Below are 21,158 nucleotides of genomic sequence, written 5' to 3'. Positions count from 1 at the left end.
AGCCTCCACCGACGTCCCGAGAGGACCCACCCCGTGTCCACCCCCGTCATCGGCGTCCTCGCCCTTCAGGGCGACGTCCGCGAGCACCTCGTCGCACTCGCGGCGGCTGACGCCCAGGCCCGCCCCGTGCGCCGACCCGAGGAACTCGCCGAGGTCGACGGCCTGGTGATCCCCGGTGGGGAGTCGACCACCATGTCCAAGCTGGCGATCATCTTCGGCCTCCTGGAGCCGCTGCGCGAGCGCGTACGGGCCGGGATGCCGGTGTACGGCACCTGCGCGGGGATGATCATGCTCGCGGACAAGATCCTGGACGGGCGGGACGACCAGGAGACGGTCGGCGGCATCGACATGATCGTGCGCCGCAACGCCTTCGGGCGGCAGAACGAGTCCTTCGAGGCGGCGGTCGACTTCGCCGGGGTCGAGGGCGGCCCGGTCGAGGGCGTGTTCATCCGGGCACCCTGGGTGGAGTCCGTCGGCGGGGACGTCGAGGTGCTGGCCTCCCACGACGGCCACATCGTGGCCGTGCGGCAGGGGAACGTGCTGGCCACGTCCTTCCATCCGGAGCTCACCGGGGATCACCGGGTTCACGAGCTCTTTGTGGAGTCGGTGCTGCGCGCTGGGGGCGCCTCCCAGCGGTAGCCGGGGGAGCCCGGTCGAGGGCGCTGGCGGGCGGCGACGGGCGGTGGGCTGACGTGATCCCGGTAGGATCACAGGGGTTCACCCGGAAATTGCTTACGTGAAGGAGACAGGCGGATGTCCGGCCACTCTAAATGGGCTACGACGAAGCACAAGAAGGCCGTGATCGATGCCAAGCGCGGCAAGCTCTTCGCGAAGCTGATCAAGAACATCGAGGTCGCGGCCCGCACCGGGGGAGCCGACCCCGAGGGCAATCCGACCCTCTTCGACGCCATCCAGAAGGCCAAGAAGAGCTCGGTGCCCAACAAGAACATCGACTCCGCCGTGAAGCGCGGCGCCGGCCTGGAGGCCGGTGGCGCCGACTACGAGACGATCATGTACGAGGGCTACGGCCCGAACGGTGTCGCGGTGCTCATCGAGTGCCTCACCGACAACCGCAACCGCGCCGCCTCCGATGTCCGGGTCGCCATGACCCGCAACGGCGGTTCGATGGCCGACCCCGGCTCCGTCTCGTACCTCTTCAACCGCAAGGGCGTCGTGATCGTCCCCAAGGGCGAGCTGACCGAGGACGACGTGCTGGGCGCGGTCCTGGACGCGGGCGCCGAGGAAGTCAACGACCTCGGCGAGAACTTCGAGGTGATCAGCGAGGCCACCGACCTGGTCGCGGTGCGCACCGCGCTCCAGGAGTCGGGCATCGACTACGACTCCGCCGACGCCAACTTCGTGCCGACCATGCAGGTCGAGCTCGACGAGGACGGCGCACGCAAGATCTTCAAGCTGATCGACGCGCTCGAGGACAGCGACGACGTGCAGAACGTCTTCGCCAACTTCGACGTCTCCGACGCCGTGATGGAGAAGGTCGACGCCTGAGTCGGCTTCCGCGCGCCGCCTGAAGTCGGCTTCCTCATGCCGCCTGAGTCGGCTTCCGAAGGCGGGCCGGTGGGACACGTCCCCCGGCCCGCCTTCGTTGTCAGTGCCACCGGATAGCCTGAGCAGGCCAGTTGAACAAGGTCGTTCACGGGCGCCGTTCATGGGCCGCAACCATCGATGGAAGAACCCCGATGGTGAGCAACCAGGTCCGCGAGAGCGGCGGCGGTTCAGCCACACAGAAGGAGGGAGGCCGGATGCGCGTGCTCGGGGTGGACCCGGGGCTGACCCGGTGCGGCATCGGCGTGGTCGACGGCGTCGCCGGCCGCCCCCTGACGATGCTCGGCGTCGGTGTCGTACGGACGCCGGCCGACGCAGGGATCGGCGACCGGCTCGTCCTCATCGAGCGCGGCATGGAGCAGTGGCTGGACGAACACCGCCCCGAATACGTCGCCGTGGAGCGGGTGTTCAGCCAGCACAACGTCCGTACGGTCATGGGCACCGCCCAGGCCAGCGCCGTCGCCATGCTCTGCGCCGCCCGGCGCGGGTTGCCGGTCGCGCTGCACACCCCGAGCGAGGTCAAGGCCGCCGTCACCGGCAGCGGCCGCGCCGACAAGGCACAAGTCGGGGCGATGGTCACCCGCCTGCTGCGCCTCGACGCACCCCCCAAACCGGCCGACGCCGCCGACGCGTTGGCGCTCGCTATCTGCCACATCTGGCGGGGCGCGGCCCTGAACCGCCTTCAGCAGGCACACGCCACGGCCCGCCGCGCCCCAGCCGCCGGGCCGACCGCCCTCAGACCCGCAAGCACTCCCGTACGCACCCCGAAGGGGACCCGATGATCGCCTTCGTCAGCGGCCCGATCGCCGCACTCGCCCCGGACACCGCGGTCGTCGAGGTCGGCGGGGTCGGCATGGCGGTCCAGTGCACCCCGAACACGCTCTCCGCCCTGCGCGTCGGCCAGCAGGCCAGACTCGCCACCTCCCTGGTCGTCCGCGAGGACTCCCTGACGCTGTACGGCTTCGCGGACGACGACGAGAGGCAGGTCTTCGAACTCCTCCAGACCGCGAGCGGAGTCGGCCCCCGTCTGGCCCAGGCCATGCTGGCCGTGCACTCCCCGGACGCGCTGCGGCGGGCCGTGGCCACCGGCGACGAGAAGGCGCTCACCGCCGTGCCGGGCATCGGCAAGAAGGGCGCGCAGCGCCTGCTGCTGGAGCTCAAGGACCGGCTCGGCGAACCCATGGGCACCGCGCTCGCCGTCGGCGCCGCGATCAGCTCCTCCTGGCGCGACCAACTGCACGCCGCCCTCATCGGGTTGGGGTACGCGACCCGCGAGGCAGACGAGGCGGTTGCCGCGGTGGCGCCGCAGGCCGAGGCGGCGGGCTCCACCCCACCCGTACCGCAACTGCTGCGCGCGGCCCTGCAGACCCTGAACCGGACGCGCTGAGCACGACCGGCCGAGCCGGCGCCGGAGCGGGCACCAACGGATAGGAGCGACCAGTGAATTGGGAAGAGGGCGCCGAGCGCCTCGTAGGAGCGGACGCCGACGGCGAGGACCAGGCCGTCGAGTCCGCCCTGCGCCCAAAGAACCTCGACGAGTTCGTCGGGCAGCCCAAGGTCCGCGAGCAACTCGACCTCGTGCTGCGCGCGGCCCGGGCCCGCGGCGGAACCGCCGACCACGTCCTGCTCTCCGGTGCCCCCGGCCTCGGCAAGACCACCCTCGCCATGATCGTCGCCGCCGAGATGGGCGCCCCCATCCGCATCACCTCCGGCCCCGCCATCCAGCACGCCGGGGACCTGGCCGCGATCCTCTCCTCCCTCACCGAAGGTGAGGTCCTGTTCCTGGACGAGATCCACCGGATGTCCCGTCCCGCCGAGGAGATGCTCTACATGGCGATGGAGGACTTCCGCGTCGACGTGATCGTCGGCAAGGGCCCCGGCGCCACCGCCATCCCGCTCGAACTGCCGCCCTTCACCCTCGTCGGCGCCACCACGCGGGCCGGCCTGCTGCCGCCCCCGCTGCGCGACCGGTTCGGCTTCACCGGCCACATGGAGTTCTACGAGCCGGCCGAACTGGAGCGCGTCATCCACCGCTCCGCCCACCTGCTCGACGTGGAGACCGATCCCGAAGGCGCCGCCGAGATCGCGGGCCGCTCCCGCGGCACCCCCCGCATCGCCAACCGCCTGCTGCGCCGGGTCCGCGACTACGCCCAGGTGAAGGCGGACGGCGTGATCACCCGCGAGATCGCCGCCGCGGCCCTCGGCGTCTACGAAGTGGACGCCCGCGGTCTCGACCGGCTCGACCGCGCCGTCCTGGGCGCCCTGCTCAAGCTCTTCGGCGGCGGCCCGGTGGGCCTGTCCACGCTGTCGGTCGCGGTGGGGGAGGAGCGGGAGACCGTGGAAGAGGTCGCCGAGCCCTTCCTCGTACGGGAGGGGCTGCTGGCCCGCACGCCCAGGGGACGGGTCGCGACGCCCGCGGCCTGGGCCCATCTCGGGCTCGCGCCGCCACGGCAGAACGGCGGGGCGCCCGGGCAGCAGGATCTCTTCGGAGCGTAGCGAAACGATTGCGGCGAGGAATCTCGCTGGTTCGGGAACCCGGGTGACATGCTGGGCGTTGTTCCCTAAGCGCGGACTCGCTTAGACTCCGCCGATGCCGTCTTTCAGGGACGGTGTGCCCATCCCCGATATACCAGGCCGCCTGGGCGCGGTCGTGTGAAGGATTTCCGGCCCGTGAGTATCACAGCCCTCCTCCCGTTCATCGTGCTGATCGGCGCCATGTTCCTGATGACCCGGTCCGCCAAGAACAAGCAGCGCCAGGCTCAGCAGATGCGCGACCAGATGCAGCCAGGCACCGGCATCCGCACGATCGGTGGCATGTACGCCACCGTCAAGGAGGTCGGCGACGACACGATCCTCCTCGAGGTCGCACCGGGCGTCCACGCCATCTATGCCAAGAACTCGGTGGGTGCCGTCCTCGACGACGCCGAGTACAACCGCATCGTGCACGGCATCGAGCCCGAGGGTGACGACACCCCGGTCGTCCCGGACGACGCCTCCTCGCTGGTCTCGGACGACGCTCCGGCCGCCGACGGCGAGGGCGACAAGCGCATCGACCTCGGCAAGGCCGACGCCGACGGCGACGCCGCCGAGGCCAAGGACGCCGAGGCTGCCGAGGACGTCAAGAAGGACGGCGGCACCGACGCGAAGTAGCCGGCTGTGGGACCGCGCGGCACCCCTGAGGTGCGCCGCGCGGTCCTTGAACGGTTTTAGGCTCCATCGGGGACATCCCCACATCACACTTCGTGGCCGCGCGTGCACAACTGCAAGCGGGACGGTAGGACAGGGAGAAACGAGAAGGTGGCAGCACCGAAGAAGGGCCGGAGGCCCACCGGCGCACAGGGAAGGCCGGGCCGTGCCCTCGCCTTCATCCTGATCGCCATCGTGGCGCTCACCGGGGGGATGTTCCTCTCCGGGCACACCACGCCGAGACTGGGCATCGACCTCGCGGGCGGTACGAGCATCACGCTCACGGCGAAGAACCAGCCGGGCGAGAAAAACGCGATCAACCCGACCAACATGCAGACCGCGGTGAGCATCATCGAGCGCCGCGTCAACGGTCTGGGTGTCTCCGAGGCCGAGGTTCAGACCCAGGGCGACCGGAACATCATCGCCAACATCCCCAAGGGAACGAACTCGGAGCAGGCCCGGGAGCAGGTCGGCACCACCGCCCAGCTCTACTTCCGCCCGGTGCTCGTCGCGGGTGCCCCGACCACGCAGCCCGAGCCGTCCCCGAGCGCTTCGAACGGCGACAAGGCCTCCGACAGCGGCAAGGACAGCGACAAGGAGAAGGCCGAGGACGGCGACAAGGCTTCCTCGTCCCCCTCGCCCTCCGTGAGCCCGACCACCCAGGGCCGCGCGGTCACCGGCGCCCTGAAGGCGGACAGCTCGCCGTCCCCGAAGGCTTCCGAGGCGGCGGCCCAGCCCACCCCTTCGGCCAGCGCGCCGTCTGCCGCCGACATCCCGGCGGACCTCCAGAAGAAGTACGAGTCGCTGAACTGCTCCACCCCGGCGGCTCGTGCCAAGGCCGCCGAGGGCACCAAGCCGTCCGACTTCATCGTGGCGTGCGACCAGAAGGGCCAGGAGAAGTTCATCCTCGGCCCGGCCGAGATCGAGGGCACGCAGGTCACCGGCGCCAAGGCCCAGTACGACCCGGCGGGCCGGGGCGAGGGCTGGATCGTCACCCTCGACTTCAGCTCCAAGGGCGCCAAGAAGTTCGGTGACGTCACCGGCCGCATCGCCGGTCAGCAGCCGAACCGGTTCGCGATCGTCATGGACGGCCAGTCCGTCTCCGCGCCGACCGTGAGCAGCGCGATCACCGGCGGCAATGCCCAGATCTCCGGCAACTTCACCCAGCAGAGCGCCGAGGACCTGGCCAACATCCTCTCGTACGGCGCCCTGCCGCTGTCCTTCGACGAGTCCAGCGTCACCACCGTCTCCGCCGCCCTCGGCGGCGAGCAGCTGAAGGCCGGGCTGATCGCCGGTGCCATCGGGCTCGCGCTGGTGGTCATCTACCTCATCGCGTACTACCGCGGCCTGGCGTTCGTCGCGCTGCTGAGCCTGCTGGTCTCCGCCGCCCTCACGTACACGATCATGACGCTGCTCGGCCCGGCCATCGGCTTCGCGCTGAACCTGCCGGCGGTCTGCGGCGCGATCGTGGCGATCGGCATCACCGCCGACTCGTTCATCGTGTACTTCGAGCGGATTCGGGACGAGATCCGCGACGGCCGCACGCTCCGCCCGGCCGTCGAGCGGGGTTGGCCGCGGGCCCGGCGCACCATCCTGGTGTCCGACTTCGTGTCGTTCCTCGCCGCGGCGGTGCTGTTCATCGTCACGGTCGGCAAGGTGCAGGGCTTCGCGTTCACGCTCGGCCTCACCACGCTCCTCGACGTCGTCGTGGTGTTCCTCTTCACCAAGCCGCTGATGACGATCCTCGCCCGGCGGAAGTTCTTCGCCGACGGCCACCCATGGTCCGGCCTGGACCCGAAGCGGCTCGGTGTCGAGCCGCCGCTGCGCCGCGGCCGCCGTACCCCCGTCGCCCCGACCGACCCCAAGGAGGCGTGAGATGTCGCGACTCGGCAGCATCGGCGCCCGGCTCTACCGCGGTGAGGTCGGCTACGACTTCGTGGGCAAGCGGATGATCTGGTACGGCCTCTCGGTCCTGATCACCATCATGGCGATCGTCGGCCTCGGGGTGCGCGGCCTTAACATGGGCATCGAGTTCTCCGGCGGCGCGGTCTTCACCACCCCGAAGACCAGCGTCTCGGTCGCTCACGCCCAGGAGGAGGCCGAGCAGGCCTCCGGGCACCCCGCTATCGTGCAGAAGCTCGGCAACGGCACGCTGCGGATCCAGATCTCCGAGGTCGACACCGCGAAGGCGGACCAGATCCGCCAGGACCTCGCCAAGGACCTCAAGGTCTCGGCGGAGGACATCAACGCGGAGCTGGTCGGCCCGAGTTGGGGTGAGCAGATCGCCAACAAGGCCTGGCTGGGCCTGGCCATCTTCATGGCGCTGGTGGTGGTCTACCTCGCCATCGCCTTCGAGTGGCGGATGGCACTGGCCGCCCTGATCGCGCTGATCCACGACCTCACGATCACGGTCGGCGTCTACGCGCTGGTCGGCTTCGAGGTCACCCCCGGCACCGTCATCGGTCTGCTGACGATCCTCGGCTACTCCCTCTACGACACCGTCGTGGTCTTCGACGGACTGAAGGAAGCCACCAAGGACATCACCAAGCAGAGCCGCTGGACGTACAGCGAGATCGCCAACCGCAGCCTCAACGCGACCCTGGTGCGCTCCATCAACACCACGATCGTCGCGCTGCTGCCGGTCGCGGGCCTGCTGTTCATCGGCGGCGGCGTCCTGGGCGGCGGCATGCTGAACGACATCTCGCTGTCGCTGTTCGTCGGTCTGGCCGCTGGCGCGTACTCCTCGATCTTCATCGCGACCCCGCTGGTCGCCGACTTCAAGGAGCGCGAGCCGCAGATGAAGGCCCTGGCCAAGCGGGTGCGCGCCAAGCGCGCCGCAGCGGCCGCCAAGGGCGGGGACGAGCCGGAGCACGGGCCGGGGACCGCCGCGTCCAACGGCGCCGGTCCGGACGTGGACGAGGAGGCCGCGGCCGTCGCGGGCCGGCCGAGCCGTCCCGCCGCACGCGGGCGTGGCCGCGGCGGCCGTCCCTCGGGGAAGCGCCGATGACCGCCGCCGACCCGCGGGAGGCCCTCCAGGGCCTGTTGCTCGCCCGCATCCGGGATGTGCCGGACTACCCGAAGCCGGGCGTGATGTTCAAGGACATCACCCCGCTGCTGGCCGACCCGGCCGCCTTTGAGGCCCTCACGGACGCCCTCGCGGAGCTGTGCACGCGCCATGGCGCGACCAAGGTCGTGGGCCTGGAGGCCCGGGGCTTCATCCTGGGCGCGCCCGCCGCGATCCGGGCGGGCCTCGGCTTCGTCCCGGTCCGCAAGGCGGGCAAGCTGCCCGGAGCGACCCTGGCCCAGGCGTACGAGCTGGAGTACGGGACGGCCGAGATCGAGGTGCACGCCGAGGACCTGGTGCCCGGCGACCGCGTCATGGTCATCGACGACGTGCTCGCCACCGGTGGCACCGCCGAGGCCTCACTCCAGCTGATCCGGCGCGCCGGAGCCGAGATCGCCGGGGTGGCCGTGCTCATGGAACTCGCCTTCCTGAACGGCCGCGACCGCCTCACCCCCACCCTCGCGGGCGGGCCCGTGGAGGCACTGCTCACGATCTGAGCGGTTCCGTGCGAGATATCCGGTACGAGAGATCGGTACGGGACAGGGGCGGGCCTCCGGGAGTCGGAGGGCCGCCCCTCTCTCGTGGGCCTTGGGGTTCCGTTTGGTTCCGTTTGCGGTAACCGGCGGTATCCACAGGACGGCGGGCTCCGGAACAGGAGGGCCCTCGAGCTCGATACCATGGCAGTCTCCGGACACGACCGGGGGGCCGGAACCACTCTCCTTGCCCACCTTCGGCCAGGAGGGGCGCACACGAGGAGTGCTCTTGCCAGACGAGGCCCAGCCGCTGTCCGCCGGGCGCGCGGATGAGTCCGCTGCCGAAGCCGCGGCGGCCGCGGACACGCCCGCCCCGCCTGCCTCGACGGACTCCGACGCGGCGCGGCCGCCGGAGCCCCAGGCCAAGACGGGCCCGGCCGAGCGGCCCCCGGCAGATTCGTCCGCACCGGCGCCCGCAAAGGCGTCCCAGAAGGGCCGTCCGCAGGGGGCACCGGCGCCCGCCGAGCCGCAGCCCTCCGCCGCCCGGAGCGAGCCCGGAGCCGCCCGGACCGAGCCCCGCGCCGTTGAACGTCCCCAGCCCAAGCCGCCGGCCGAGCGCCCTGGCGGCGCCGTGGCCGAGACCACCGGCACCTCCCCGGCCGCCCGCCCCACCCAGGGCTCCGCTGCGCGGTCCGCCTCCTCCAACCGCGTACGAGCCAGGCTCGCGCGCCTCGGCGTGCAGCGGTCCAGCCCGTACAACCCGGTCCTCGAACCGCTCCTGCGGATCGTCCGCAGCAACGACCCCAAGATCGAGGGCGCGACACTCCGCCAGGTCGAGAAGGCCTACCAGGTCGCAGAGCGCTGGCACCGCGGCCAGAAGCGCAAGAGCGGCGACCCGTACATCACGCACCCGCTCGCCGTCACCACCATCCTCGCCGAGCTCGGCATGGACCCGGCGACGCTGATGGCGGGCCTGCTGCACGACACCGTCGAGGACACCGAGTACGGCCTCGAGACCCTCCGCCGCGACTTCGGCGACCAGGTCGCCCTGCTCGTCGACGGCGTCACCAAGCTGGACAAGGTCAAGTTCGGCGAGGCCGCGCAGGCCGAGACCGTGCGCAAGATGGTCGTCGCCATGGCCAAGGACCCGCGCGTCCTGGTCATCAAGCTCGCCGACCGGCTGCACAACATGCGCACGATGCGCTACCTCAAGCGGGAGAAGCAGGAGAAGAAGGCCCGCGAGACCCTCGAGATCTACGCCCCGCTGGCCCACCGGTTGGGCATGAACACCATCAAGTGGGAGCTGGAGGACCTCGCCTTCGCGATCCTCTACCCCAAGATGTACGACGAGATCGTCCGCCTCGTCGCCGAGCGCGCGCCCAAGCGCGACGAGTACCTGGCCGTGGTCACCGACCAGGTGCAGAGCGACCTGCGCGCGGCCCGGATCAAGGCCACCGTCACCGGCCGCCCCAAGCACTACTACTCCGTCTACCAGAAGATGATCGTCCGCGGCCGGGACTTCGCGGAGATCTACGACCTGGTGGGCATCCGCGTCCTGGTCGACACCGTCCGCGACTGCTACGCCGCCCTCGGCACCATCCACGCGCGATGGAACCCGGTCCCCGGCCGGTTCAAGGACTACATCGCGATGCCCAAGTTCAACATGTACCAGTCGCTGCACACGACGGTCATAGGGCCCAGCGGCAAGCCCGTGGAACTGCAGATCCGCACCTTCGACATGCACCGGCGCGCCGAGTACGGCATCGCCGCCCACTGGAAGTACAAGCAGGAGGCCGTCGCCGGCGCCTCCAAGGTGCGCACGGACGTGCCCCGCAAGACCGGCAAGGCCGGCGACGACGCCATCAACGACATGGCGTGGCTGCGGCAGTTGCTGGACTGGCAGAAGGAGACCGAGGACCCGGGCGAGTTCCTGGAGTCGCTGCGCTTCGACCTCTCCCGCAACGAGGTCTTCGTCTTCACGCCCAAGGGCGACGTCATAGCGCTTCCGGCCGGCGCCACCCCCGTCGACTTCGCGTACGCGGTGCACACCGAGGTCGGCCACCGCACCATAGGAGCCCGGGTCAACGGGCGTCTCGTACCTCTTGAGTCGACCCTGGACAACGGGGACTTGGTGGAGGTCTTCACCTCCAAGGCCGCCGGCGCCGGGCCCTCCCGCGACTGGCTCGGCTTCGTCAAGTCCCCCCGCGCCCGCAACAAGATCCGCGCCTGGTTCTCCAAGGAGCGCCGGGACGAGGCGATCGAGCAGGGCAAGGACGCCATCGTGCGGGCCATGCGCAAGCAGAACCTGCCGATCCAGCGCATCCTCACCGGCGACTCGCTCGTCACGCTCGCGCACGAGATGCGCTACCCCGACATCTCCGCGCTCTACGCCGCCATCGGCGAAGGCCATGTCTCCGCGCAGAACGTCGTCCAGAAGCTCGTCCAGGCGCTCGGCGGCGAGGAGGCGGCGACCGAGGACATCGCCGAGACCGCCCCGCCCATCCAGCGCCGCACCAAACGGCGTACGAGCGCGGACCCGGGCGTGGTCGTCAAGGGCATCGACGACGTCTGGGTCAAGCTGGCCCGCTGCTGTACGCCGGTGCCCGGGGACCCGATCATCGGGTTCGTCACGCGCGGGAGCGGGGTGTCGGTGCACCGCGCCGACTGCGTCAACGTCGACTCGCTGTCGCAGCAGCCCGAGCGGATCCTCGAGGTCGAGTGGGCGCCCACCCAGTCCTCGGTCTTCCTGGTCGCCATCCAGGTCGAGGCCCTGGACCGCTCCCGGCTGCTCTCGGACGTCACACGTGTGCTCTCCGACCAGCACGTCAACATCCTGTCCGCCGCCGTCCAGACCTCCCGCGACCGGGTCGCCACCTCCCGGTTCACCTTCGAGATGGGCGACCCCAAGCACCTGGGCCATGTGCTCAAGGCGGTCAGGGGAGTTGAGGGCGTCTACGACGTGTACCGGGTGACCTCGGCCCGCAGGCCCTGACCCGTCGTGTGAGGCGTGACAAGGCGTGAAACGCGAAACGTGAAGCTGCCCCCGGCGCGCAGGGCGCCGGGGGCAGCTTCACGAAACGTGCGGACCAGGGGCTAACCCCCGAACTCCTCAAGGCCCTTCAGGGCTTGGTCCAGCAGCGCCTGGCGCCCCTCGAGCTCCTTCGACAGCTTGTCGGCCTTGGCGTGGTTCCCGGCCGCCCTCGCCGCGTCGATCTGCTGGTGCAGCTTGTCGACGGCGTCCCGGAGCTGACCCGTCAGACCGGCCGCACGGGCCCGCGCCTCCGGGTTCGTACGCCGCCACTCGGCCTCCTCGGCCTCCAGGATGGCGCGCTCCACGGTGTGCATCCGGCCCTCGATCCTCGGCCGCGCGTCCCGCGGCACATGGCCGATGGCCTCCCACCGCTCGTTGATCGCGCGGAACGCAGCACGCGCCGCCTTCAGATCGGAGATCGGCAGGAGCTTCTCGGCCTCGACAGCCAGCTCCTCCTTGCGGGTCAGGTTCTCCCGCTGCTCCGTGTCGCGCTCCGCGAACACCTCGCCGCGGGCCTGGAAGAACACGTCCTGGGCACCGCGGAAACGGTTCCACAGCTCGTCCTCGGCCTCGCGCTGCGCACGGCCCGCGGCCTTCCACTCCTGCATCAGATCGCGGTAGCGGGCGGCCGTCGGGCCCCAGTCCGTGGAGCCGGACAGCGCCTCGGCCTCGGAGACCAGCTTCTCCTTGGCCTTGCGGGCCTCCTCGCGCTGCGCGTCCAGCGAAGCGAAGTGCGCCTTGCGCCGCTTGGAGAACGCGGAGCGGGCGTGCGAGAAGCGGTGCCACAGCTCGTCGTCCGCCTTGCGGTCCAGCCGCGGCAGACCCTTCCAGGTGTCGACCAGGGCGCGCAGCCGCTCGCCGGCCACCCGCCACTGCTCGCTGGCCGCCAGCTCCTCGGCCTCGGTGACCAGCGCCTCCTTGGCATGGCGCGCGTCGTCCGTCTGCCGGGCCTTGGCGGCCTTGCGCTGCTCGCGGCGGGCCTCGACGTCGGCGGTCAGCTTGTCCAGCCGCTTCCGCAGCGCGTCCAGGTCGCCCACCGCGTGGTGCTCGTCGACCTGCTGGCGCAGGTGGTCGATCGCGGTGGCGGCGTCCTTCGCGGACAGGTCGGTGGTCTTCACCCGGCGCTCGAGGAGACCGATCTCGACGACCAGCCCGTCGTACTTGCGCTCAAAGTAGGCGAGAGCCTCCTCCGGAGTGCCCGCCTGCCACGATCCGACGACCTGCTCGCCCTCGGCCGTACGCACGTACACGGTCCCCGCCTCGTCGACGCGGCCCCATGGGTCGCTGCTCACAGCGCCTCCTCCACATGATGCCCGCGCGGGCTTCGATCCCCCGGGCATCGTCCACAGTTTCGTCACCGCCAACATAGGCGAACCACGGGGTGGCTGTCCGCATCCAGCGCGACCGAAAATTGGCGTTCGCCCGTGTCAGGCCCTCCGGCGCGGTGTATTGGGGTGTGCCGGAGGGCCCCGATGCGGAGTCAGCCCTTGCGCACCGTCGCCTTGTCGATCACGACGGTCGCGTTGGGCGCGGTGTTGCTGGAGGCGTCGGGCGCCTTGGCCCCGGCATCGGCGATCTTCTTCAGCACCTTCATGCCGTCACCGGTGACGGTGCCGAACGGCGTGTAGTCCGGGGGCAGCTGGCTGTCCTGGTAGACGAGGAAGAACTGGCTGCCGCCGGAGTCCCGGCCCTTCCCGGACTGGGCGTTGTACTGGTTCGCCATCGCGACCGTGCCCGCCGGGTACACGTTCCCCTTGAGCCGGGAGTCCTTCAGGTTCTCGTCCGGGATCGTGTAGCCGGGCCCGCCCTGGCCGGTGCCCTGCGGATCGCCGCACTGCAGCACGTAGATACCGCCCGTGGTCAGGCGGTGGCACTTGGTGTGGTCGAAGTAGCCCTTGCCGGCCAGGAAGTTGAAGGAGTTCACCGTGTGCGGCGCCTTGCCGGCGTCCATCGCCACGGAGATGTCGCCGCAGGTGGTCTCCAGCTTCATCGTGTACGTGGCCGACTTGTCGACCGTGAGCGCCGGCTCCTTCTTCCACTGCTCGGTGCCGGGCGAGCCGTCGGCGGGCCTGTCGCAGGGGTCCGGGGCGTCACTGCTGCTGGGGGACGCGGAGGGCGCGGCACTGTCGCTCTTGTCCGCGTCCCCGAATCCGCCCGCGGTGTACGCGACAGCGCCGCCCGCGACGACGACGGCCAGCCCGGCCGCGACCACCGCGCTCCTCAGCCGCGCCTTGCGCCGCTGCTGGTCGCGCCGCTCCTGCTGCCGCAGGAACTTCTCCCGGGCGAGCTGCCGCCGTCTCTGGTCCTTTGTGGCCACCGGGTTGTCTCCTCGCGCCTTCTCATGGGCCGCCTGCCGGGCCTGTCCGCCGTGGTGTGAGGCGTACCGTATACGGGTTCGCTGTGTCCTGGCCCTCGCCGGTAGGCTCTGAACTGCTCGGACCCGCCGCGAAGCGCTCGGGTCCGCGGCCGCTCACACCGCTCGTAGCCGGACGACTTAAGGACGAACGTGCTCATTGCCGGGTTCCCCGCCGGGGCCTGGGGGACCAACTGCTATCTGGTCGCCCCCGCCGCGGGCGAGGAGTGCGTGATCATCGACCCGGGCCACGAGGCCACCGAGGGCGTCGAGGAAGCGCTGAAGAAGCATCGGCTCAAGCCCGTCGCCGTCGTCCTCACCCACGGCCACCTCGACCACATCGCCTCCGTCGTCCCCGTCTGCGGCGCGCACGACGTCCCGGCCTGGATCCATCCCGGGGACCGCTACATGATGAGCGACCCGGAGAAGGCGCTCGGCCGGGCCATAGGTGCCCAGCTGCTGGGCGAGCTGACCGTGGGCGAACCGGACGACCTTAGGGAGCTGTCCGACGGCGCCGAGTTGAGCCTCGCGGGCCTGGAGTTCACGGTCGCGCACGCGCCGGGCCATACCAAGGGGTCGGTGACCTTCCGGATGCCCGAGACCTCCGAGATCCCCTCGGTGTTCTTCTCGGGCGACCTGCTGTTCGCCGGCTCCATCGGACGCACCGACCTGCCCGGCGGCGACCACGCCGAGATCCTCGAGTCGCTGGCCCGCGTGTGCCTGCCGCTTGAGGACTCGACCGTGGTCCTGTCCGGCCACGGCCCCCAGACGACCATCGGCCGCGAGCGCGCCGCCAACCCGTATCTGCGCGAGGTGGCCGCCGGCCTGGGAAGCGGCCCGACGGCCGCCCCACGACGAGGAATGTGACCCCTTTCCCGTGAGCACCTTCAAGGCCCCCAAGGGCACGTACGACCTGATTCCGCCGGACTCCGCGAACTTCCTCGCCGTCCGCGAGGCCCTGGCCGCGCCGCTGAGGCGCGCCGGATACGGCTACGTGGAGACCCCCGGTTTCGAGAACGTCGAGCTGTTCGCCCGCGGTGTCGGCGAGTCCACCGACATCGTGACCAAGGAGATGTACACCCTCACCACCAAGGGCGGCGACGAACTGGCGCTGCGCCCCGAGGGCACCGCGTCCGTGCTGCGCGCCGCGCTGGAGGCCAACCTCCACAAGGCGGGCAACCTGCCGGTCAAGCTGTGGTATTCCGGCTCGTACTACCGCTACGAGCGCCCGCAGAAGGGCCGTTACCGCCACTTCTCCCAGGTGGGCGCCGAGGCCATCGGGGCCGAGGACCCGGCCCTGGACGCCGAGTTGATCATCCTGGCCGTGGACGCGTACAGGTCCCTGGGGCTGAGGAACTTCCGGCTGCTGCTCAACTCCCTGGGTGACAAGGAGTGCCGCCCGGTCTACCGCGCCGCGCTCCAGGACTTCCTGCGCGGACTCGACCTGGACGAGGACACCCGCAGGCGGGTGGACATCAACCCGCTGCGCGTCCTGGACGACAAGCGGGACGCCGTGCAGAAGCAGCTCGTCGGCGCGCCGATGATGCGCGACCACCTGTGCCAGGGCTGCAAGGCCTACCACGAGCAGGTGCGCGAGCTGCTGACCGCGGCGGGCGTGGTCTTCGAGGACGACCCCAAGCTGGTGCGCGGCCTGGACTACTACACCCGCACCACCTTCGAGTTCGTCCACGACGGGCTCGGCTCGCAGTCCGCGGTGGGCGGCGGCGGCCGGTACGACGGCCTGTCCGAGATGATCGGCGGGCCCGCGCTGCCCTCGGTCGGCTGGGCGCTGGGCGTGGACCGCACGGTCCTGGCGCTCGAGGCGGAGGGCATCGAGCTCCGGCTACCGCCCGCCACCCAGGTGTTCGCGGTGCCGCTCGGCGAGGAGGCGCGGCGCGCGCTGTTCGGTGTGGTCACCGAGTTGCGGCGGGCTGGGGTCGCCACGGACTTCGCGTACGGCGGCAAGGGACTGAAGAACGCGATGAAGTCGGCCAACCGGTCCGGCGCGCGGTACGCGGTGGTGGCCGGGGAGCGGGATCTTGCAGAAGGCGTCGTCCAGCTCAAGGACTTGGAGAGCGGGGAGCAGGCGCCGGTGGCGGTGGACACCGTCGTGGCCGAGGTGCGGCGGAAGTTCGCCTGAGACCGCTGTGGTTGCCCGGTCCGCGGTGAGCGGCCTTGCTGGGGCACAATGTCACCGTTCTTTGAATCATCGGCTTCGGCAGTGACGGAACGGCGAGATGGCAACGAGAGTGGATGACGGTGTGGCCTCCGAGGACAGGATGAGCGGCGACCGCCCCGCGGTCGGCAGCGGCCGGGGTCTGGCATGGCTGCTGGTGATCACGGGCGCGGCAGGGCTGCTCGCCGCGTGGGTGATCACGCTCGACAAGTTCAAGCTGCTCGAGGACCCGAACTTCCAGCCCGGCTGCAGCCTGAACCCGGTCGTCTCCTGCGGCAACATCATGAAGAGCGAGCAGGCCTCGGTCTTCGGGTTCCCCAACCCGATGCTGGGCCTGGCCGCGTACGCGATCGTGATCTGCGTCGGGGTGTCCCTGCTGGCCGGGGCCCGTTTCCCGCGCTGGTACTGGCTGACCTTCAACGCCGGCATGCTCTTCGGCGTCGGCTTCTGCACCTGGCTCCAGTACCAGTCCCTGTACGTGATCGGCTCGCTGTGCCTGTGGTGCTCGCTGGCCTGGATCGCCACGATCGTGATGTTCTGCTACGTCACCAAGCACAACGTCGAGCACCGCTTCCTCCCGGCCCCCGAGGGCCTGCGGAACGGGCTGAAGGAGTTCCACTGGGTGCCGCCGGTGCTGTGGATCGGCGTGATCGGGATGCTGATCCTTACGCGCTGGTGGGACTTCTGGACCAGCTGATCCGCCGACCTGGTCCGCGGGCCGCGTGACACGGGCTCCGGAACCCGCTGTCAGTGGGGTGGCATAGGGTTCCTGACGTGGAGCCCGACCTGTTCACCGCAGCCGAAGAGGACCGCCGGGAGAAGGATCCCGCCAGCAGTCCACTGGCCGTCCGGATGCGCCCGCGCACCCTCGACGAAGTCGTGGGGCAGCAGCACCTGCTGCGCCCCGGCTCGCCGCTGCGCAGACTCGTCGGCGAGGGGAACGGAGGCCCCGCGGGGGCTTCCTCGGTGATCCTTTGGGGCCCGCCCGGCACCGGCAAGACCACCCTCGCCTATGTCGTCAGCCAGGCCACGAACAAGCGGTTCGTGGAGCTGTCGGCGATCACCGCGGGCGTCAAGGAGGTGCGGGCCGTCATCGAGGGCGCCCGCCGTGCCGCGGGCGGCTACGGCAAGGACACCGTGCTCTTCCTCGACGAGATCCACCGCTTCAGCAAGGCGCAGCAGGACTCCCTGCTCCCGGCGGTGGAGAACCGCTGGGTCACGCTGATCGCGGCCACCACCGAGAACCCGTACTTCTCGATCATCTCCCCGCTGCTGTCCCGCTCCCTGCTGCTGACCCTCGAACCGCTCACCGACGAGGGCCTCAGGGGCCTGCTGCACAGGGCGGTGGCCGATGAGCGCGGGCTCGGCGGAGCGGTCCGGCTGCCCGAGGACGCCGAGGCACATCTGCTGCGGATCGCGGGCGGAGACGCCCGGCGGGCGCTCACCGCGCTGGAGGCGGGGGCGGGCGCGGCCCTGGCCAAGGGCGAGGAGGAGGTCACCCTCCAGTCCCTGGAGGAGGCGGTCGACCGCGCGGCGGTGAAGTACGACCGCGACGGCGACCAGCACTACGACGTGGCCAGCGCGCTCATCAAGTCCATCCGCGGCTCGGACGTCGACGCGGCCCTGCACTACCTGGCGCGGATGATCGAGGCGGGGGAGGACCCGAGGTTCATCGCCCGCCGGCTGATGATCTCGGCCAGCGAGGACATCGGCATGGCCGATCCGCACGCGCTCCAGATCGCGGTGGCCGCGGCCCAGGCCGTCGCCATGATCGGCTTCCCCGAGGCGGCCCACACCCTCAGCCACGCCACCATCGCGCTGGCCCTGGCCCCGAAGTCCAACACCGCCACGACGGCCATCGGCGCCGCGCTCGCGGACGTACGGGCGGGCCTGGCTGGGCCGGTGCCGCCGCATCTGCGGGACGGCCACTACAAGGGCGCCGAGAAGCTTGGCCACGCCCAGGGGTATGTGTATCCCCACGACGTGCCGGGCGCCATCGCGGCCCAGCAGTACGCCCCCGACGCCCTGCGCGGCAAGCGCTACTACCAGCCCACGCGCTACGGCGCGGAGGCCCGGTACGCGGACGTGGTCGAGCGGGTCCGCGCCAGACTCGGCGGCGATGTGCCGACCGAGCCCCGAGGCGGGACGCCCTCCTAGGGGCAGGCCGCGCCGACAGGGACCGGCCGTTCCGAGGGCCCGGCCCCCGGACTTCGGCCCAGGGCCTCAGCTCTCGTGCGCCGCCTCGAACAGCGTGTGCATCGCCCGGCGCAGCCCCACCACGTCCCGTACCGGCTCCGGGAAGTCGAAGCGGGCGTCGAAGGAGCGGTTGTCCACGTCGGTGAAGCGGACCCGGAGGCCGAAGCGGTCGAGCGCCACCGGCACCGCCCGGTCGTCCAGCCCGCACGCTTCCCCGGTGCGGTCGCCCAACAGCGCGCACAGTCCGCGTACTTGGTCGCTGTGCGCAGCGGCCAGGTGCTGGAGCAGATCCGTCTCGTGCGGTGCGAGCGGGTCGGCCTCCGCCTCGGCGAAGTCGTCCGGCTCCACCTGCTCGGCGCCCCACAGGTCGTCCACCGCGGCCTCGCCGACCTCGAGCCGCAGCAGCATCCAGGCCGGACGCCCGAAGTCGCCGGAAGCGCAGGCCTGGTCCAGCGCCTCATCGATGCCCAAGCCCCCCTGAATTTCGAGCAGGGCGCCCAGCGGGTGCTGCTCGGCGAGGAGCATCGCGCAGGCCGCGCGCTCCTCGTTGCGGACCGGAGTGAGCCACCCCGCGACCCACCCGCGGCCCCGGATACGATGGGGTACGGCGACGGGCGCCACGTCGGTGATCTCGATCACGGCGGTCAGGTCGTCGTCCTGTGCGTGGGCCGCGGCGCGAGCTGCGGGGGAGTCCCCGGGCACCAGCAGCAGCACGTCTCCGTCCGGTGTGACGGTGCGTGCCGCGGGGGCGCTAGCGCCCAGTTCGTCGAGGTCCGTACCCGGAATGTTCAGTGCGGCCGAGGCGTTCGACTCCACGAGGGTTCGTACACGCTCGGCGGCCGAGGGCTGCCGGGTGTCTTCCATGGGGCGCGGCTGACCCGGCCGGGCGCCGTCCGTTGTCGATTCCGCGGCGCGGCCGGTGCTGGGCAGGGGGCTCCCAGGTCGAAACATGCGTTCTCCTCCGCTAAGGTAAGCCTCACCTAACTTACACGGAGGTCCGTTCCACGTGAACCAGTCGCGTCCCAAGGTCAAGAAGTCGCGCGCACTCGGCATCGCCCTGACGCCGAAGGCCGTCAAGTACTTCGAGGCCCGTCCCTACCCGCCCGGCGAGCACGGCCGCGGTCGCAAGCAGAACAGCGACTACAAGGTCCGGCTGCTGGAGAAGCAGCGTCTGCGCGCTCAGTACGACATCAGCGAGCGCCAGATGGTCCGTGCCTACGACCGCGCTCGGAAGGTCACCGGCAAGACGGGCGAGGCCCTGATCATCGAGCTTGAGCGCCGTCTGGACGCGCTCGTCCTGCGGTCGGGCATCGCCCGCACGATCTACCAGGCCCGCCAGATGGTGGTCCACGGCCACATCGAGGTCAACGGTCGCAAGGTCGACAAGCCGTCCTTCCGCGTCGCGCCCGACGACGTCGTGATGGTCCGCGAGCGCAGCCGTGAGAAGCACCCCTTCCAGGTGGCCCGCGAGGGTGGCTACGCCCCCGACGGCGAGACCCCGCGCTACCTGCAGGTCAACCTCCAGGCGCTCGCCTTCCGCCTCGACCGGGAGCCGAACCGCAAGGAGATCCCGGTGATCTGCGACGAGCAGCTCGTCGTGGAGTACTACGCCCGCTGACCCGGGCTCGGCACCTGCGCTCCGTCCGGCGCCTCGGCCGTGCCGCCGTCCACCCGTCCGTCCCGCTCAGGGGCGGGCGGGTGTTCCGCTGTACGGGGTCCGCGCAGCGCCCGGGCGGCCGCCGCGTCCAGGTCGAGCCGCGCCCCCTCGCCCAGGCACTCCTCGTACCGCGAGGCCCCCAGCGCCTCCCGGGCCCGCTGCTCGCACAGCAGGTGCGGGCCGTTGAAGAAGCGGGAACCGAACAGGGGCAGGCCCACCGAGCGCCACAGCTGCCCGGCCGCGCCCTGCAGGACAGCCGCCTCCGCCGCGTCGCCCCCGGCCGCGGTGAGCAGCGCGAGCAGTTCGATCGCGAGCACCGCGCCCACCAGGTCGTGGAAGGCGTGGTCGATCGTCAGGCACTCCTCCAGCAGTCGCCGGGCCTCGGCCGCCTCGCCCCGGGTCCAGGCCGCGTACCCCAGCACGTACAGCGCGTAGGCCAGCGTCCAGCGCTCGCCGCGGTCCTCGCAGGCCTGCCGGACCTCCTCGCACAGTGCGACCGCGGCCGGCAGATCGCCCTGGAAGGCCATGGCCATCGCCAGCTCGACCTGCCCCATCAGCACATTGCTGTTCAGCTCGCCGATCTCCCGGTACCGCGCGAGCGAGGCCCGCAGCAGCTCCTCGGCGCGCGCCATGTCGTCGGAGACGAGGGCCAGGCAGCCGGTGCGGTGCTGGGCGTACGCGGCGGCCAGCTCGTTGCCGGTCCGCTCGGCCTCCTCGCCGCACTCCTGGAGCGCACCGATCGCGCGCACCGTGTCGCCCTGGAGCACGGCCACGTAGCCGAGCACCCACAGCGCCTTCAGCCGCGCCTCGTCGTGGCCGCTCTCCAGCTCCAGCGCCCGGTCCAGCCAGTGCCGTCCCTCGGCGAGGCGGCCGCAGCCGGCCCAGTAGAACCAGAGGGTGCCCGCGAGGTACTGGCCGATGTGTGCCTCCTCGCCGTCCTCCAGGCTGAACTCCAACGCGACGCGCAGATTGCCCAGCTCGGCATCGATCCGCGCCGCCACCTCGGCCTGGCGCGGGCTGAACCAGTCCAGCTCGCACCACGTGACCAGGCCCATGTACCAGTCGCGGTGGCGGCGCCGCATGCGCCGGGTGTCGCCCATCCCTTCGAGCCAGTCCGCGCCGTACGCCCGTACGGTGTCGAGCATCCGGTAGCGGGTACCGCTCGCGGCCCCCTGGCCCGCCCGGGCGGGCGCGTCCTCGCGGACGACCACCGACTGCTCCACCAACTCCGCGAGCACGTCCAGCAGTTCCTCGGGCGGCAGTTCAGGGCCCGAGCAGACGTACTCGGCCGCCTCCAGGTCGAAGTGGCCCGCGAACACCGAGAGCCGGGACCACAGCAGCCGCTCCCGCGGGCTGCACAGCTCGTGGCTCCAGCCGACCGCCGTCCGCAGCGTCTGGTGGCGGGGGAGCGCGGCCCGGCTGCCGCCGGTCAGCAGCCGGAAGCGGTCGTCCAGGCGCT

General features: G+C 71.1%; 19 protein-coding genes. 15 read left to right on the top strand and 4 right to left on the bottom strand.

Annotated elements, in window-relative coordinates; translation table 11 throughout:
* Positions 1-33: 33 nt before the first annotated feature.
* From pdxT to AOK16_RS09795, 10 genes are all read left to right on the top strand, one after another.
* On the top strand, positions 34-639 hold the full coding sequence (gene pdxT, locus AOK16_RS09840; protein ID WP_055471863.1) for a pyridoxal 5'-phosphate synthase glutaminase subunit PdxT: 606 nt from the start codon (positions 34-36) through the stop codon (positions 637-639).
* Between the two features lie 114 nt (positions 640-753).
* On the top strand, positions 754-1,506 hold the full coding sequence (locus tag AOK16_RS09835) for a YebC/PmpR family DNA-binding transcriptional regulator (RefSeq protein ID WP_055471862.1): 753 nt from the start codon (positions 754-756) through the stop codon (positions 1,504-1,506).
* 254 nt (positions 1,507-1,760) lie between these two features.
* Positions 1,761-2,345, top strand: coding sequence for a crossover junction endodeoxyribonuclease RuvC (gene ruvC, locus AOK16_RS09830; RefSeq protein ID WP_055471872.1), 585 nt, complete (start codon positions 1,761-1,763; stop codon positions 2,343-2,345).
* Positions 2,342-2,950 (top strand): Holliday junction branch migration protein RuvA, encoded by a 609-nt coding sequence (ruvA, locus tag AOK16_RS09825; protein WP_055471861.1) that lies wholly within the window; start codon positions 2,342-2,344, stop codon positions 2,948-2,950. The genes ruvC and ruvA overlap by 4 nt, the downstream gene beginning before the upstream one ends.
* A gap of 53 nt (positions 2,951-3,003) precedes the next feature.
* Positions 3,004-4,059 carry a Holliday junction branch migration DNA helicase RuvB gene (ruvB, locus tag AOK16_RS09820; protein ID WP_055471860.1) on the top strand — a complete coding sequence of 352 codons (1,056 nt, stop codon included), beginning with the start codon at positions 3,004-3,006 and terminating at the stop codon, positions 4,057-4,059.
* 174 nt (positions 4,060-4,233) lie between these two features.
* The gene (yajC, locus tag AOK16_RS09815; RefSeq protein WP_055471859.1) at positions 4,234-4,713 is read left to right on the top strand and encodes a preprotein translocase subunit YajC; all 480 of its coding nucleotides are present in this window, start codon (positions 4,234-4,236) and stop codon (positions 4,711-4,713) included.
* 147 nt (positions 4,714-4,860) lie between these two features.
* Positions 4,861-6,624 carry a protein translocase subunit SecD gene (gene secD / locus AOK16_RS09810; RefSeq protein WP_055471858.1) on the top strand — a complete coding sequence of 588 codons (1,764 nt, stop codon included), beginning with the start codon at positions 4,861-4,863 and terminating at the stop codon, positions 6,622-6,624.
* 1 nt (position 6,625) lies between these two features.
* Entirely contained in the window at positions 6,626-7,756 is a 1,131-nt protein-coding gene (secF, locus tag AOK16_RS09805) for a protein translocase subunit SecF (RefSeq protein ID WP_055471857.1), read from the top strand.
* Positions 7,753-8,310 (top strand): adenine phosphoribosyltransferase, encoded by a 558-nt coding sequence (locus AOK16_RS09800; protein ID WP_055471856.1) that lies wholly within the window; start codon positions 7,753-7,755, stop codon positions 8,308-8,310. The genes secF and AOK16_RS09800 overlap by 4 nt, the downstream gene beginning before the upstream one ends.
* Before the next feature lie 265 nt (positions 8,311-8,575).
* On the top strand, positions 8,576-11,278 hold the full coding sequence (locus AOK16_RS09795; protein WP_055471871.1) for a RelA/SpoT family protein: 2,703 nt from the start codon (positions 8,576-8,578) through the stop codon (positions 11,276-11,278).
* Between the two features lie 101 nt (positions 11,279-11,379).
* Here AOK16_RS09795 and AOK16_RS09790 read toward each other — a convergent pair whose 3' ends face one another.
* Positions 11,380-12,609 carry a DUF349 domain-containing protein gene (locus AOK16_RS09790; RefSeq protein WP_055471855.1) on the bottom strand — a complete coding sequence of 410 codons (1,230 nt, stop codon included), beginning with the start codon at positions 12,607-12,609 and terminating at the stop codon, positions 11,380-11,382.
* A 188-nt stretch (positions 12,610-12,797) separates the two neighbouring features.
* Positions 12,798-13,634, bottom strand: coding sequence for a peptidylprolyl isomerase (locus AOK16_RS09785; protein ID WP_055471854.1), 837 nt, complete (start codon positions 13,632-13,634; stop codon positions 12,798-12,800).
* A gap of 189 nt (positions 13,635-13,823) precedes the next feature.
* On the opposite strand from AOK16_RS09785, the gene AOK16_RS09780 reads away from it, so the two are divergent.
* The 4 genes from AOK16_RS09780 (at position 13,824) to AOK16_RS09765 (ending at position 18,003) form a co-directional block, all read left to right on the top strand.
* Positions 13,824-14,537: an MBL fold metallo-hydrolase gene (locus AOK16_RS09780; protein ID WP_055471853.1), complete on the top strand. Its 714-nt coding sequence runs from the start codon at positions 13,824-13,826 to the stop codon at positions 14,535-14,537.
* A 10-nt stretch (positions 14,538-14,547) separates the two neighbouring features.
* Positions 14,548-15,810: a histidine--tRNA ligase gene (gene hisS / locus AOK16_RS09775; protein WP_055471852.1), complete on the top strand. Its 1,263-nt coding sequence runs from the start codon at positions 14,548-14,550 to the stop codon at positions 15,808-15,810.
* Between the two features lie 139 nt (positions 15,811-15,949).
* On the top strand, positions 15,950-16,543 hold the full coding sequence (locus AOK16_RS09770; RefSeq protein ID WP_055471870.1) for a vitamin K epoxide reductase family protein: 594 nt from the start codon (positions 15,950-15,952) through the stop codon (positions 16,541-16,543).
* A 77-nt stretch (positions 16,544-16,620) separates the two neighbouring features.
* Positions 16,621-18,003 carry a replication-associated recombination protein A gene (locus AOK16_RS09765; protein ID WP_055471851.1) on the top strand — a complete coding sequence of 461 codons (1,383 nt, stop codon included), beginning with the start codon at positions 16,621-16,623 and terminating at the stop codon, positions 18,001-18,003.
* A 66-nt stretch (positions 18,004-18,069) separates the two neighbouring features.
* Here AOK16_RS09765 and AOK16_RS09760 read toward each other — a convergent pair whose 3' ends face one another.
* Entirely contained in the window at positions 18,070-18,993 is a 924-nt protein-coding gene (locus AOK16_RS09760; RefSeq protein WP_240483498.1) for a DUF2470 domain-containing protein, read from the bottom strand.
* A 55-nt stretch (positions 18,994-19,048) separates the two neighbouring features.
* Between AOK16_RS09760 and rpsD the strand changes: the two genes are divergently transcribed.
* Positions 19,049-19,660: a 30S ribosomal protein S4 gene (gene rpsD, locus AOK16_RS09755; protein WP_055471850.1), complete on the top strand. Its 612-nt coding sequence runs from the start codon at positions 19,049-19,051 to the stop codon at positions 19,658-19,660.
* Here the strand turns inward: rpsD and AOK16_RS09750 are convergent.
* A partial coding sequence (locus AOK16_RS09750) for an ATP-binding protein (RefSeq protein WP_107098305.1) occupies positions 19,648-21,158 on the bottom strand: 1,511 nt, incomplete at its 5' end. The genes rpsD and AOK16_RS09750 overlap by 13 nt on opposite strands.

It is taken from the genome of Streptomyces pathocidini (genome assembly GCF_001418495.1).
In the GTDB taxonomy this organism is placed as follows: Bacteria; Actinomycetota; Actinomycetes; order Streptomycetales; family Streptomycetaceae; genus Streptomyces; species Streptomyces pathocidini.
Note: the sequence above shows the minus strand (reverse complement) of the source record. Positions and strands in the feature narration are given on the sequence as shown.